Genomic DNA, 14,742 nt, shown 5'->3' with positions numbered 1-14,742 from the left:
TTTTTTTATAATAATCCTATTACAATCGCAGCGGCAGATACCACTGTGGTAAAAGGAATAATGGTAGAGATCCTCTTATCAAAATCTTTACTTTTCTTAGAGGGTACAATGACATAATCTCCAGGGTGAAGAACAATATTCTGGTTGGGAACATCTTTCATTTTGGTAAGATCAATATTGGTAACTCTTACATTTTCACCTTCCTGCCTCAGGATTTTAACCGATTTCAGATTGGCATACATCTCAAATCCCCCTGCTTTCGAAACCAGCTCTAGAAGAGTATTCTGATCTTTGTCGACCTGGATCACGGCAGGATTTCTTACTTCGCCCATCACAGCGATTTCTTTATTGAGGACCTTTACATCCACAATCGGGTTGACAAGCCATTTTTTCAGTTTTGTCTTGATCTCATCCTTTAATTCCGGAACCGATTTTCCGATGACAGGTGTTGTTCCCAATCGTGGAATTTCTATATTGCCGGACTTGTCTACCAAAAGCCATTTTCCATAGACTTCGTTGGAGTTATAGATCCCATACACCGAGCCTACACTCAGATCATCCTGCCCCCACACGGAAAGTGTGATCTTATCATCTTTCCTGATTCTGTATTCATAATGGGGATCGTAGCTGAAATCCTGCATATTACGGGAAACCTGCTCTTCTTCCAAGATATTATACGTCTTACAGGAAACCAGAAGAAGCAGAAAAAAGGATGATAGGATGAGTTTTTTTAACATAACATTTAAAATAAAATTGAAAAGAATTTTCGGAAGTTTTTCAGCTTATTCTGTGACATTTCTTCCTTGATCTTCAGTATTTTCTCTATAGTCTTCGTCATTTTCTCGCAGACATCAGCATCTTTTACAAGATAGTCGAAGGCACCGTACTTGAGTGCATTCACTGCGGTATCTATATTTTCCTGCGCAGAAACCATAATTACATAGATATTGGGATCATATCGCTTTATTTTTTTCAACACTTCAAAGCCGTTCAGTTCTTCCATATTGTGATCCAGAAAAATAATGTCAGGTTTTTGATGAAGTGCATCGAGGCAGTCTTCCCCATTGGCGAACGTTGTGATATCTTCGTAATGTTGATTTCTCAGATATTGCTCATATACCGTTGCACAAAATCGATCGTCGTCTACAATAAAGAATTTTAAATTTTGAGTATTTGTTTCCATTTTATTTATTTGGAAACAATATCTCTATTAGTATGCCTTTAATTAAATAATTGATTTTCAATATTTTAAATTGAGCCAATTTTCCAAATTATAGACTAATTCCGTATTTTGGAAATTCTTCAGTACAATTCCCGTTTCATTTGCTCAATAGCCGTTTCCAAAGTTTTCCTTATATCTATAAAACTATGGTAAAGGACGGGAAGCTCTTCTGTCATTTCCTTCGCATCGATCTCAAGTCTTTTCACGCTTTCGTCTAAAGAATGAATTCCGACACCTTGTATGCCCGGCTTAATTTTGTGGACGAGCCTTGCGATCTCCGCATAGTCTTTATGATTAAACGCCTGGTCGATCAAGGCAATCGTTTCTTCGGTTTGGACGATGAAAATGGAGATCATTTTTTTGACGAAATCATCGTCTCCCCGGCTTAGAGCCTGAATATTTTTAAGATCATATACTATTTCGCTCATTTCGGATAGATGGGTGTTGGTTGTTTTTTCGCTTCTGGTGTATTTGTAGATGATCTGGCGAAGATCTTCTTCATTGAATGGTTTGGTGACATAAGCGTTCATTCCTGCCGAGATGCAGTTGTCGATTTCAGTTTTAAAAGCATTTGCGGTGAGGGCAATGATAGGAGTTGTACTTCCCAGTTCATTCCTCAGGATCTTAGTGGTCTCTATTCCATCCAGCTCCGGCATCTGAATATCCATCAGAATAATGTCAAATTCCTGCTTCGAGAGGATTTCCAATGCCATCCTTCCGTTGTCAGCTTTGGAAACCTGGCATCCGAAGTAGTTCAGCGATCGCTCCGCAACCAGCTGGTTAAGCTCATTGTCTTCTACCAATAGAACGTTGATTCCTTTTATGGAGATATTTTCTGGCTGCTGGATACTTTTTGACTGATTGCTTTCTTTACCTTTATCCAGATTTAAGAAAATGGTAATTTCTGTTCCTACATTTTTTTCGCTTCTGATCTGTATTTCTCCTTTCATGAGGCCGATCAGCTGTTTGGTAATTGCCATACCAAGACCGGTACCTCCATATTTTCTTGAGACCGAGCTGTCTTCCTGGTTGAATTTTTTAAAAATATCTTTTATATAATCTTCAGTCATTCCGATCCCTGTGTCCTTAATACAGATAGAGATATGCTGGTAATTTTTAAAATCCTTGAGCACTTTGCACGTTATGCTTATTTGTCCTTTATCCGTAAACTTCAGTGAATTACCAACAATATTGAATAGGATCTGCTCGATCTTCAAAGAGTCTCCCTTCAGTTCAGGACAAAGGTCTTCAGGGAATTGCGCCTCTAGTTTGAGCTTTTTCTGCTTAGCTTTAGGATCTAAGATCGTGATCACTTTCTGAACACTCTCTGATAGAGAGAAGCTGTGGTTGTCCAGGGTCATTTCACCGGATTCTATTTTGGAGATATCCAAAATGTTATTGATGATCGAAAGTAGATGCTCCGAGGCATTGAAGCTGTTTTCGACAAACTGTTTCTGAGTGTCGGTAAGCTCAAGTCTTTTCAGCTCCCGTAAAAAACCTAGAATTGCATTCAGCGGTGTTCTGATCTCGTGGCTCATATTGGCCAGGAAAACCTCTTTTGCCTTGGAAGCTTCCAGTGCATTGGCCTTTTCCAGCATCAGGTCCTCCTCCAGCTTTTTCTGGTCTGTGATATCGAGATGGATCCCTATGGAACCGAGCTGATTGCCGTTGTCATCATAATTTGGTGCACCGCTGATCGCCCACCATCTTATTTCGCCTCTCTTGTTTTTTACAGGCATCTGGTATACACTTGAAACGCCTTTTTTGCGCAATTGGATTTGCTCCTTCACAAATGCAATATTGTGGTCACCCTGTAAAAATAGAAGCGTAGGATTCTTACCGATCAACTCATCTGCATCGTAGCCGGATACATTACAAAAGCTCTGATTGGCATAGCGGATGGTCTCGTTATTGTCTACTTCCAGCAGTCCCAGATTCATATTGGCAATAATATTCCTGTACTTTTCCTCTTGTCTTTTGATGTGGTCCTCTATTTTTTTTCTGTCTTTCAAAAGTTCGGAAAGGTATAGGGACAGTTCCTTAAGATCGTCTGATTTTTTTGCTTCAATCGTAGTATCCAGAATTTTCAGTGATTTATAGAGGTTAGAGATCGATTCCTGCTTCAGCTCGTTCTCATTTTTAAGATCCTGATAGAGTTCCTGGTATTCCACTTCGCTTTGTTTGAAGGCATGATCCATCAGTTCTTTATCCCTTTCAAAAGATTTATAAGACTGATTGACCGCACGAATGAAATTTTTGAATTGCGGATGGGACTTACACTCTTCTGTAAGATGTTTGTTGATCTGTCTGTTGAGCAGATTGTGAAACTCGGGCTCCATAATTATTCTGTTTCATTTAATGTAGTAATGGTAATGGTCTGGTTGTGAAGCGCACAGTCATCAAACGGTTTCAACGGAGAGATTTCTCCATAGGAATAGAAACCGGAGATCACGGTCTGCGGACCAAATATGTCCCTAACCATCTCCACCTCCTCGCTGATACGTTCGCCCAAAACCAGTTTTCTTCCCACACAACTGATGATAACAGCCATTTTTGGGCTGTAATTTGGGCTCATTTTAAGACATTGTTTGGCGGCAGCACTGGCAGCATCGGTCAATCGATCCATATTGGCCTTCATAAATCTTACTTTGGCCCCTTCAGGAAGATCACCGGCGAAGATCATCATATTGTTTTTCTCATTGATGGACAGGATCGTTCTCACCACATGAGTTTCATCTTCGGAAGACCTCATTGACAAAGGGAAGAGCAGGGCAGAGCCAGGCAATTCTTCGGCATATTTTCCAAGGTATTTTTTGTAGAGGTCCAATGCATTTTTATGGTCTATCTCATAAAGGATATTATTGGACGATTTGGTAACGGTTCTTTCCAATCCAAAACTTTCCCATCCTCCGCAGGAAGAGTGAGACAGTTCCAGATGGTCACCGTAAAAGCCAATGGCCACTATTTTATTGGGCTCCGGCGTCTGGTTGAGGCCTACGGATGTTTTCTCAAACCGGTCTCCGTCTCCTGCCAATCCACCTGAAACCAGTACATGGGGTGGACGCATCTTGTTGATTCCTTCTACGAGCTGACTTCCATTGACCTTGCTTCCGTCAGAGAGGACAAAGACCCATTTCAGGTTTTCTTTGTCCAGGGTTTGCATTAGTGCGCTTCCTGCCTCAAAACTGTTTTGGAAATCTTCAATATCGATCTGTGTACTTTTGATGTGTGATCTTGAAAATTCAATGACCGTCAATGCGACCGTGTTGTCATGTACTTCATCCGAAAATATCTCTCCGGAAGAAGAGGACAGCGCAATATCGGCATTGGGGAATTTCTTCTTTAAAAGCAAAAAGAAGTCACTCTTCTCAATAATGGCCCTGACACCATATCCAAGGATCAACTGAGCCTTATGATAGTCCAGGTTTTCATCATTTCTTTCAGAGATCCACGCTCCGTCCGAAAAAAGTAATTTGGCGACCTTCATAGTTATTATTTGTTTTTAGTTTTTTATTTTTTTGCTTTCAGCATTGTTCATCAGGTTATAGATCGTTGATTTGCCTATATCGAGAATCTTTGCGGTTTTAATGACATCATTGTTATTTTTCTTAAGAAAATGAAGAATAATTTCTGTCGTGTATTCCTTAAGTGTTTTCTGCTGATCAAGAAAGACCTCGGATTCCTTCTCGAGGCTGTAAAAACTGATATCTTCTGCGGTGATCTCATTTTCTTCTGCCAGTACACAGGCTAGATCAATAACGGACTTAAGCTCTCTCACATTACCGGGAAAGCTGTATTTGAGAAGTTTTTTTTTGGCATCAGAAGATATAGTAAGAGGTTTTATCCTGTTTTCTTTTGCGAACAGGTCTATAAAATGTTTGGCAAGGATCAAAGTATCCTGATCCCTTTCCCGTAGTGCAGGCAACTCTATAGGAAGACCGACCACCCGATAATAGAGATCTTCCCGGAAATGTCCTTTTTTAACCTCATTGGCCAGATTTTTATGGGTGGCGATGATGAGCCTTACATCCAGTTTTATCTTCTGACTTCCGCCCACACGCGTAATTTCTCTCTCCTGCAAAGCGCGGAGCAGTTTACTTTGAAGATTGAGGTCCAGTTCTGCGATTTCATCCAGGAAGAGGGTTCCGCCGTTCGCCTGTTCGAATTTCCCTACGGACTTTTCTGCAGCTCCTGTAAATGCTCCTTTTTCGTGACCGAAAAATTCGCTTTCCACCAGTTCTTTTGGAATCGCTGCCATATTCACCGCTACAAAAGGTTTATTCTTTCTGGGAGAATTATAATGAATGGCTTTTGCAACGACCTCTTTTCCCGTACCGGTCTCTCCTGTAATGGAGACATTGATATTGGATCTCAGGGCTTTATTGATCTTAGAGAAAATAGTCTTAATAGATTCGCTCTGCCCGATGATGGTTTTCTCAAAGCTGTATTTTTTTTCAAGCTCACCTTTCAGCTCTTCCACTTCCTGTTTCAGTGTGATATTTTCATTGAGCCTGACGATAGCGTTCCATAGTAATTCTTTGGTATGCTCATTCTTTACGATATAGTCCTTTGCGCCCTGCTTAAGAAAATCGATGGCAACAGAGATATTCTCCTGGCCGCTGATCACAATGATCGGCAACTCCGGGTATGCGCTTTTGATCTGCCTGAACAGTTCATCGCCCTGAATATCCGGCAACCCAAAATCGATGCAGATAATATCCGGATTTTTGTAGAGCTGTGCCAGAGATTCTTTGGCGGTAGAAAATAACAATACTTCATAATCAGGGTTGAGCTGAAGATGGTATTTTAACATTTCCCCGAAAAAGACATCATCATCTACTAAGAATATTTTGGTCATTGTGGTGTGTTAAAAATATATTCTTAAAAATAGTGGTTTTTCTTCATATAATGATATATTTTATTTGATTAAGTATCAATAATGTTTTATTTTAGAATGTTTTTAAATTTAATAGGCTTTTGGTGCATAATTCATTAAATCAACATACTACCGTATCTTTGGTCATTAAGTGCCCTTTCCAGGAAAGAAATAGAATTTTTACGTACAGGACACCTTGTCTGTCAAAAATGCAAATGATTAAAAAATGGAAGATTATCTTTGCACTAAAGAACCTGGTTACTGCAATATTGTTATTGTCACTGTACATCCATTTGGGATATTGCTCCCCGGACAAATTCGGTCATCCTACCCGTGGTGATCTAAAAAACCATCCGAAATTTCGAATGGTTTGATCATATTTATTGAAGGGTTATAATTGATCTGGCCTTACTTTTTTAAAGGTATGAATTTTCAGTACCTGACCCTTTCTCGTCCGATCGGTGTGTCAAAAAAAACCGAATTATCTTTTAAGTTTGACGAGCATTTTTTTTGTGTAGGCCTTATTTTCCGAGTCGGTAACCCTTAGCAGGTAATAGCCTTTGATTTCCAACGGCAAATCAATTCTCACTTCTTCGGACGGGCTGAAATTCTTCTCTAGAACACGGATACCATTAAGATCGAAAACATCAGCCTTTACGATCTGCTTTCTTGTATACTCCGATCCTTTTCGGTGTTCCAGTCTTATGAAGGCAACATCATTTACCGGGTTCGGATACAGCTGGACAATTGTAAGCTCTTCTTCTATTGCCTTGGACTGGATCGTATTGGTTACGGTGTTGGTTCTCATGGTCCTTTCATCATCAAAGGCGATCAAGGCACTGTTCATAATTTTTGTTTCTTCGGCCAGGCCTTTTTTAGGAAGGACAGAGAACGTCACATATCCTTGCGAAGCTTTTGAATCTGTTTCAGTAGGGGGCAGGAAAACGTTTTCCAATTTGAAAGTGACCTTATTATCAACAATTTCGGTCGATATATTATCGTGGCTTGTAGAGACTACCTTGAAGGTATTCATATCGACTTCCTGCGGCATTGTATCAACAATCGATACATTTTGGGTTGCAAAATTCCCTACATTTTCAAATCTTATCGTATAGGTAAGCATTTGATCAGGTAGGATATAACCTTCGTCTCCATATCCTTTAGGATAGACCAAGATATCGTTCGGGTCTATTGCGCCATACACATTGTATTTTTGGATCAATAGGTTGTCTTCCAAATTGCAGTCTGTGGAAGCATTTACAATTTCACCTTTGAATTCCAGTTCATCATTGATCAGAACCGACGCGTCGGTACCCGTCATAAAGCTTATCACCTTGTTGTTGAAAGGATTCAGCGCTCCCAGACTCCATGAATATCTTGTATAATTTTTAGCATTCACTACGAATGTTCCCTGTTGCGTAATTGGAGAGGAGGGACTCGAGATGCTTACCGTTGAGGGAACTACAAAATTCAGCACACTGGAAGCAGACATATTGCGGGACTGGTTGCTCACCACTATTCTAAACTGGTTATTGGTATATCCTTTTCGGATGGCAGTTCCTCCCATATTGATTTTCAAATCTGTATCATTGCAGGCAGAGGTTGCAGGAATGTATATTTGCTGGGATGCCTGATAGTTGGTCAGGTCAAATAGTTTAGACCCTGAATTCAGCCCGTTTTCAGCTAGGACCTGTAACTCAACATTATTTTGAGTGGCATAAAAGCTGAATGTTCCTGTATCATTTGAATATACTTTGGCGTTTGTAGGCACTACTTTTATGGCAGCTCTTGAAACAGTTGGTTCAGTGTCTTGTTTCACGCCGTCATTGTTGCTGTCAAAATATACGATCCCTTTTACCTTCATCTGTTGAGGTTCAACGATTTCAAGGATCTGATCGATCGAAACATTATTTATCTTCTGGATAATTCCGCTTGCCCATTTCACGGTGATGCTGTTAATGGTTGTGGCATTTCCCAGACCAAAATGCTGCGTATAGCTGCTTTGTCCACCAAAACCACTTTGGCTGTTCACCTCTCTCATCTGCGTTCTGCTGCCTGTTTCAACAAATATTTTTGATCCTATGGCAGAACCGTTGCTTTCTGTGGCCTTCAGGTTGATTTCTATCCATTTATTGGTATTTCCGTTGTTGACGAAAATATGATTTTTCTGATTGGAATGTGTCGCCACGGCCAAGTCCAGGTCTCCGTCGTGATCATAATCGCTCCAGGCGTGACCAAAAGAAAGCCCGAAGTTGTAGGTAATGGCCTCATCCCTGTTTTCCGTAAAATTTCCGTTTCCATCGTTAAAATATAGAAACTTTCTGATCTTGTCATTGGTGACAAATAGATCCAGGTCGCCGTCATTATCGATATCTGCAAAGCTGCATCCGTGAGAGCTGCCTCCCTGATTGACAATAGAATTGGTTACTTTCTGAAAATTTCCGTTCCCTAAATTTTTATAGAGAAAATTGGTCGTTGTATTGGAATTGGTGACAAACAGATCCAAATCACCATCATTATCAATATCTCCCCAGCAACTTCCCACGGATTTTCCTCCTTCCTGGTTGATAATGTTATTTTTCTTGGAAAAAGTACCGTTCCCATCATTATGGAATAAAGAATTTTTGTTACCAATACCGTTAGGTACAAACAGGTCCATCAATCCGTCCTGATCGTAATCTGCCCACGTTGGTCCAAGAGAAGAGTTAGCTTCCAGTGGAATAGCATCTGTAGATTCTTTTACAAAACTTCCCGTGCTGTTATTTCGGTGCAGTTCATTGTATTTTGTAGGAAAATAATTGCACATAAATACATCTGCTTTATTATCATTATCATAATCCGCAAAGGCACCACCGTGATAATAAGAAACATCCTGGGTGAAAGATTTGGTATTGTCTGCCACCAAAGTTCCGTTATCATTTCTGTAGAATTTATTCGGGTTTCTGGTATTATTGAGAACCAGAAGATCTTCATCCCCATCATTGTCCACATCTGCCCAGGTGCTGCTCATCGATACGCCATCTTCAGGTAAAGCCTGTCCGGCGGTAAAGCCTCCCGTTTTATTGTTCATAAAGATCAGATTAGGCGCTGTGAGTCCCATGTCCGTCACATAAAGATCATCGTATCCATCATTATTGATGTCTATCCAGCTGATCGTCCAGGAGTTGGTGGTAAAAGAATCAAATAGCGGATTATCCAAGCGGGAAAATATCAGCTTTGAGGTATTGGAGGTCTGTACGGATACTGAATTGGCCATGGTAGATTGCTGCGTCTCTCCATTCACCTTTCCTGTAATAACGGTTTCTACGGTCGCATTAAGCGTGGTCCCTACCAATTCCCCGTTATTGGCTCCCACGGTGGCCACTACTTTTGTTTCAACCTGATATGTGGAATTGGGCTGGAGGGTCGGCAAATTATTGTATGTTACCGATGTTTTGTCATTGAGTTCTGTAACAGTCCCCTGTGTCTGGGATTGGTTGGGATTGAGCAGTTTGGATTCTACCACTTTCAGCCCTTCCTGTACGATAACCTCAACTGAGGGGGTGGTCACTTCTCCACTCGTTTTGATCTGCGAGATCACGGTCGCCTGTTCGGTAGGGATCAGCGTGTCATCACTTACAGTGCTTGTCTGGGTGAAAGAATGTCCCAGGGAGCTTCCCGTATAACACATCCAGTTATCATTGAAATTGCTGTTCATCACGGCAATATCATTATTGCTTTCAACGATCAAATATGGTCTTTCCGATCCGGAAGGTGTTCCTGTCCCGTTATAAAATGCCTTCCATTCAGTTAGACTTACAGAGCAGTCGGCATATTTTTCAGGTGCAATGGTAAATGTTTTGCTGAATTTTGTTCCATTTGTCAAAGCATCTTTGACAGTAACGGTAGCGCCTGTCTTTGAAAACAGATACAGATGAGAAAAGGAGCCATTGTACTTTGAACCGGTCAACGGGTTGGTGACATTGATCTCATTTCCAGGAGGCGCAATATAGATTAGGAAGTTTTTCCCTGCTGTCGTCCCGCTTTCGGAAGAGACCATCGTTGCCATATCGGAGGTACCGGGTGAACCGGTCTCGAACCAGTTCCCTTCAAAAACGGACACCTTTTTCCCTGCTGAGCAGGTAATTCTGAATACGGTGGGGTAGGAAACGTTCCCATTGGATCTTCCCACCCAGTCTCCGGCGGCCAATCGGTTAAGGGAGAACGTTTTTACGGAGACCCAATTCCCGTTCACATAACGATCCAGGTTTACCGCATTGGCGTTGTCCCAACTGACGATCCTGATCTCCTGCTCACCTGCAGCCTGGTAGGGAACGGTGAAATACATCAGCTCTCCGGAAGAACTTCCATTTGAGGTAGGCACATAGCCGCCTCCGTCCCTTTCATTTCCGAATAAGGCACCATATTGCATGGTTACGGGCTTGTTGGCGATCAGCATATAGGTTTCCCCGGATACCATGACATCCCTTCCTTCCGCAGAGCCATAGATCAGGTCCTGACCGGCATTTAACGTTTTGGAAAAGACCTTCACCGCATTTTCCGCATTGACATCGGTAAATCCCGTATTGGTTTTAGGCTGTGTACTAATTTTATAGAAGTCGATGACCGTATTATTCTGATACGCAAATACATTGATATCTCTGTTAGAGGATGATATCATCGGAGCGTAAACAATAAATTTCTGCCCTATGGAACTTTTATCCACACTTGGGATCCAGTCATGCTGCCAGTCGCTGTTGGTGCTCTGGGAGGCATACACCAGCTTGTTGGATTTTACGATGAAATAATCTCCATCCCATTTTAAAACACCACCGGACGCATAGCGGGCATCATCATTGATCCCGTTGTCCTTGATGTAGAGGACATAACTCTGTCCCGCTTTTAAGATCCCTGTCTTGGAGTCATCCGTGTCTCCGTCCGCACCATCATCAATAATATTAAATTCGGTATCATCGTAGATGGCGGTCACGATCAGGCAGACATTTCTTTGCACTGCGTCATTATTAGGAGGAACGTAGATCTGAAAATACGTGGAAGGTTCCCCAGTTGCGTAAAGATCATTTACCCCTAAAAAAAGAATAAATAAAAAGAGTAAATTTTTCATATGTAATCAGTATTTTTAATTATTTGATTCATTAATCAATACATGTGCTATATTTAAAAATGACTGATTTTCAGGTGTTTAATTTATTTTGGGTTTTGTTGGAATTCCAAAATTTAGATTTCTTTTCATTTTTTGGAATTTACGTAGATAAATTTGGATTAGGTTAGTGCAAATATTTAATCTACCAAATCAACATTATAAATATGATTTGCAATCAATTTAATTCGTTTATATCTAGTAAAAAAACTGATCTATAGATAAAAGTTTATTTTTCAAATTATCAAATACAATAAAAATGGCACCAACTGTCTTCAGTTGGCGCCATTTCCGTAACCGAAGAAATATCGAAACACTTAGTGGAAGATTTAGAAAGAATTGTAGAGTTAAATAATCCTGTCAAGGGACCAAGACAAGCGTATCTTCAAACACTTTTATTGATGATTTGATTCGTTTAAGCCAAATTAAAAAAGAATTGAATATTACTATTTTTTTGTAGTTATAATGTTTTTTGCAATTTAATTTTTAACATTTGAAATAAATCGAAGTTGACATAGTTTTGCTTTAGTTTACTTTCATTGTCATTACTCAATACAAACATATTTTTGTGCAGAATATTATAGAAAACATAATCTGTCTATTGATGATGGGCTTATCCAAAGATATAATTTAGTACATTCAAATATCTTGTTGCCTTCTTTTAACCAAATCTTTTTATTGTTTTCATCTTATCATATTTCTCATCCATATCTCCATCTATGTTTCCAATAGAGTTAAGAAATTCAAAAAATGCTACTCTTTTATATACTAAAATTGATTTTGAAATCAGCTTTTTGAAAATTTCTAATTCATCAAACCTTAAATCGGCAAATTTTGCCCTTAGAACGGTTTCTAGCTTTCCTCTTTTTTGATGGCAGTTTCTGCAAAGGCACCTTAAAGAGTCAAGAGGGTATTCCCACGGTTCTCTCCCGTATTGGTAATAGCAGTGATGAACTTCTAAATTTGTGGATGCACCGCAATCTTGACAACGGTACCCAGCGTTTGATTTGACAAGATTTCTTTTATCTTGCCATCTTATATCTTGGAGTTTATCAGAATATGTTTTGAGAGATTCTTTACTGCCATCGATGATTTCCAAATTCTCATCGTAGTAAAAACCGATATTCCAAGCGTTTCCGAGCTCGTAAAAAAAACCAAAAGAGAGCACTATATCTTCAAATTCTAAGTGTTGTTTTTGATCTCCAAAATTTAAAATATAGAATAAACCTCCTTCTGTCGTAATCACAAATTCACTTTCATTATGATATTCTTCTTCTCGTTCCAGCCATTCTTCGATGGTGTAGAAGTGGGTTTCTCCCATTATATCATTTTTTTCTAGCCATAATTTGAGGGTTTCAATCAACTTATCTCTTTTTTCTTTCATAATCTTTCACAGGTCTAAAATTATAATTTGCTTATTTCCCATTCATATAATTAAACCTAAAATCCAGTTGCTCAATATTATCTATTGATATAAGTTCTGAACCAAAAGGGTCTTCAGTTTTTCTGAGATACTTTATGTATGCGCTAAGTCTTTCATCCATAAACTGATTGGAAGTAGGGATAACGAAAGAATGTCCCATTAAAGGATAACTGTAAAATCTAAATTCTTTATCAACTTCATCACTGTAGTCTGTAAATCTTATCTGTGGAATCAATAAATCTTCTGTATTATAGAGTACTGCTTTAAATTTTGGAACCTGAACATAGACAGGGTAATCATTAAGGTCATACCTTGAAAATTCCCGCATAAAATTAAACCTGTCGTCATGTGCATCTCTGATTTGTCTTTCACGTTCTTCTAAAAATACCTTGTATATTCCTCTTCTAAATCGGCGTCCAAACTCACGCTGAAAATTTGGTCTCAGTTTGTAACCCATCTTAAACTTGAAAGTTCTTGGATTATTTTTGTAATTAAAATTAAAATATTCTGATTTGAAACGACCCAGTCTAATCTCTTTGTGCTGTGTAAGAAGAAGATATTTTGATGTGTTCAAAACCTCTTTTAGCGCAATTTCGACAGCCGGAAGACCATGCTCTTTTCTGCCAAAAAATTCATTACAGGAATCACATACATTTTCACAAACAAGTTTTCCTCCTAATGATTGTGGGATCGTGTGAGCTAATTTTTTAAAAGTTACGTAGTTTTCATTTTTGGAGCACCAAATGCAAATCTTCATATAATTACAATCTTTTGTGAATCCTTTTCGTGTTGAACATTAAATTTACAACTAAAAATATTTTTAGTTTTCGCTTAGAATAAATTTCTTTGAAAATTCATCCATTATTTGTTCGTGAGAATTGATTTCAATTATTAAATTCTCAATCTTCTCGTGATTCAAAGATAATGTTTCCAATAGTAAAGATTGTTGCAATTCCTTACGTTTTTGATAACATAATAATAATTCTTGATGGATGCTCTTTTTATATATAGGAACAATCACTGATTTCAATTTTACAATAGTATTATCCAAATAAGAAATAAGGCTAATTATGTTTTCTTTGATTTTTAAAAATTTTTCTGCAGGATCCTGCTCATTTACGATCATATGTTCGCTGTAAGGAGACTTGTAATAGGCTTGAATCATAATTTTTTTTATCATTATTCTCCAATTTTCTGTTAAAAAAACAGATTGAAAGGATTTTAAATCGCTTAAAAGAACAGATAATAGGCTTTCGTGAAGATCTTCAAGATTTTTCAGCTCTAACTGCGAAATAGGTCTGTTGTGAGCTTCTTCTCTTCTTATTTTATTAAGATTATCCATTAAACTTTCAAATTGAGTAGGATTGTTAAAATAAGTTTTGAATAAATTAAAGTATGTTAAAATAATTTTTTTTAATTGTAATGTATATGTATAAGCAATTAAAACATCACCATCAGTACATTCTAAACCGAATTGATTAAAATATAAGTCCTTAACATCTTTTCCAAGTTTATTATTAAGACCAAGCTCCCACCAATCTTCTCCAAATTTATCCTTAAGTTTGATTTTTACGGCTTCTCTTAATCCGTTTTCAATTTCTGATATTATCTTCTTTGCCTGAACTAGGCGAAAATCTTCTGTGTTTTCCTGGAAGAGTGTTCTTGTGAACCATTCGACAAATTCTCCAGTTCCAATTAGTTCTGCAGTAGATTTTGTGCATAGAGCGTATAAAATTTCATTGTTATCTTTGTCATATGCTCTGACTACATAGTTCTTTAGGTCAACATTTTCATATGTTCTATTTTTGAAAATCCCATTGAAACATCCCATGACTTTTGATATTTCCAATTTAATATCGTTTGAGCCTTTTGCAATCGGATAGAAATCGCAACAAAGTGTATCAAGATTAAGTAAAGAGACATTTTTAACGTCTACAGGTTTACAATCTTTATTAAAGATATGAATAGTTTTTAGCGCGCCATTTACCATTTGGGGCAAATTGTCCATAGTTATCATATATGATTGGTTATAAAAATGTGTAATTTTTCCTAAACTAAAATTATATGCATATCTCTGTCTA

General features: G+C 38.5%; 9 protein-coding genes. All 9 read right to left on the bottom strand.

Annotation, left to right across the window (positions count from 1 at the left end):
* Positions 1-5: 5 nt before the first annotated feature.
* Entirely contained in the window at positions 6-737 is a 732-nt protein-coding gene (locus M2372_RS09185; RefSeq protein ID WP_123320006.1) for a polysaccharide biosynthesis/export family protein, read from the bottom strand.
* A gap of 5 nt (positions 738-742) precedes the next feature.
* Positions 743-1,183 (bottom strand): response regulator, encoded by a 441-nt coding sequence (locus M2372_RS09180; RefSeq protein WP_123320005.1) that lies wholly within the window; start codon positions 1,181-1,183, stop codon positions 743-745.
* A gap of 119 nt (positions 1,184-1,302) precedes the next feature.
* Entirely contained in the window at positions 1,303-3,561 is a 2,259-nt protein-coding gene (locus M2372_RS09175) for a PAS domain-containing hybrid sensor histidine kinase/response regulator (RefSeq protein ID WP_123320004.1), read from the bottom strand.
* A gap of 2 nt (positions 3,562-3,563) precedes the next feature.
* On the bottom strand, positions 3,564-4,709 hold the full coding sequence (locus M2372_RS09170) for an FIST signal transduction protein (RefSeq protein WP_123320003.1): 1,146 nt from the start codon (positions 4,707-4,709) through the stop codon (positions 3,564-3,566).
* Between the two features lie 15 nt (positions 4,710-4,724).
* Positions 4,725-6,080, bottom strand: coding sequence for a sigma-54 dependent transcriptional regulator (locus M2372_RS09165; protein WP_123320002.1), 1,356 nt, complete (start codon positions 6,078-6,080; stop codon positions 4,725-4,727).
* Positions 6,081-6,579: 499 nt separating this feature from the next.
* Complete coding sequence (locus M2372_RS09160; RefSeq protein ID WP_123320001.1) at positions 6,580-11,202, bottom strand: FG-GAP-like repeat-containing protein; 4,623 nt, start codon at positions 11,200-11,202, stop codon at positions 6,580-6,582.
* 697 nt (positions 11,203-11,899) lie between these two features.
* The gene (locus M2372_RS09155; protein WP_123320000.1) at positions 11,900-12,622 is read right to left on the bottom strand and encodes an HNH endonuclease; all 723 of its coding nucleotides are present in this window, start codon (positions 12,620-12,622) and stop codon (positions 11,900-11,902) included.
* Positions 12,623-12,653: 31 nt separating this feature from the next.
* Positions 12,654-13,418, bottom strand: coding sequence for an HNH endonuclease (locus M2372_RS09150; protein WP_123319999.1), 765 nt, complete (start codon positions 13,416-13,418; stop codon positions 12,654-12,656).
* 63 nt (positions 13,419-13,481) lie between these two features.
* Entirely contained in the window at positions 13,482-14,678 is a 1,197-nt protein-coding gene (locus tag M2372_RS09145; RefSeq protein WP_123319998.1) for a hypothetical protein, read from the bottom strand.
* Positions 14,679-14,742: the final 64 nt, after the last annotated feature.

It is taken from the genome of Chryseobacterium sp. BIGb0232, from assembly GCF_024810195.1.
GTDB classification, from domain to species: Bacteria; Bacteroidota; Bacteroidia; order Flavobacteriales; family Weeksellaceae; genus Chryseobacterium; species Chryseobacterium pennae.
Note: the sequence above shows the minus strand (reverse complement) of the source record. Positions and strands in the feature narration are given on the sequence as shown.

Coding starts and splice junctions, on each gene's coding strand:
- M2372_RS09185 (WP_123320006.1), bottom strand. CDS start 737: ATGTTAAAAAAACTCATCCTATCATCCTTTTTTCTGCTTCTTCTGGTT.
- M2372_RS09180 (WP_123320005.1), bottom strand. CDS start 1,183: ATGGAAACAAATACTCAAAATTTAAAATTCTTTATTGTAGACGACGAT.
- M2372_RS09175 (WP_123320004.1), bottom strand. CDS start 3,561: ATGGAGCCCGAGTTTCACAATCTGCTCAACAGACAGATCAACAAACAT.
- M2372_RS09170 (WP_123320003.1), bottom strand. CDS start 4,709: ATGAAGGTCGCCAAATTACTTTTTTCGGACGGAGCGTGGATCTCTGAA.
- M2372_RS09165 (WP_123320002.1), bottom strand. CDS start 6,080: ATGACCAAAATATTCTTAGTAGATGATGATGTCTTTTTCGGGGAAATG.
- M2372_RS09160 (WP_123320001.1), bottom strand. CDS start 11,202: ATGAAAAATTTACTCTTTTTATTTATTCTTTTTTTAGGGGTAAATGAT.
- M2372_RS09155 (WP_123320000.1), bottom strand. CDS start 12,622: ATGAAAGAAAAAAGAGATAAGTTGATTGAAACCCTCAAATTATGGCTA.
- M2372_RS09150 (WP_123319999.1), bottom strand. CDS start 13,418: ATGAAGATTTGCATTTGGTGCTCCAAAAATGAAAACTACGTAACTTTT.
- M2372_RS09145 (WP_123319998.1), bottom strand. CDS start 14,678: ATGATAACTATGGACAATTTGCCCCAAATGGTAAATGGCGCGCTAAAA.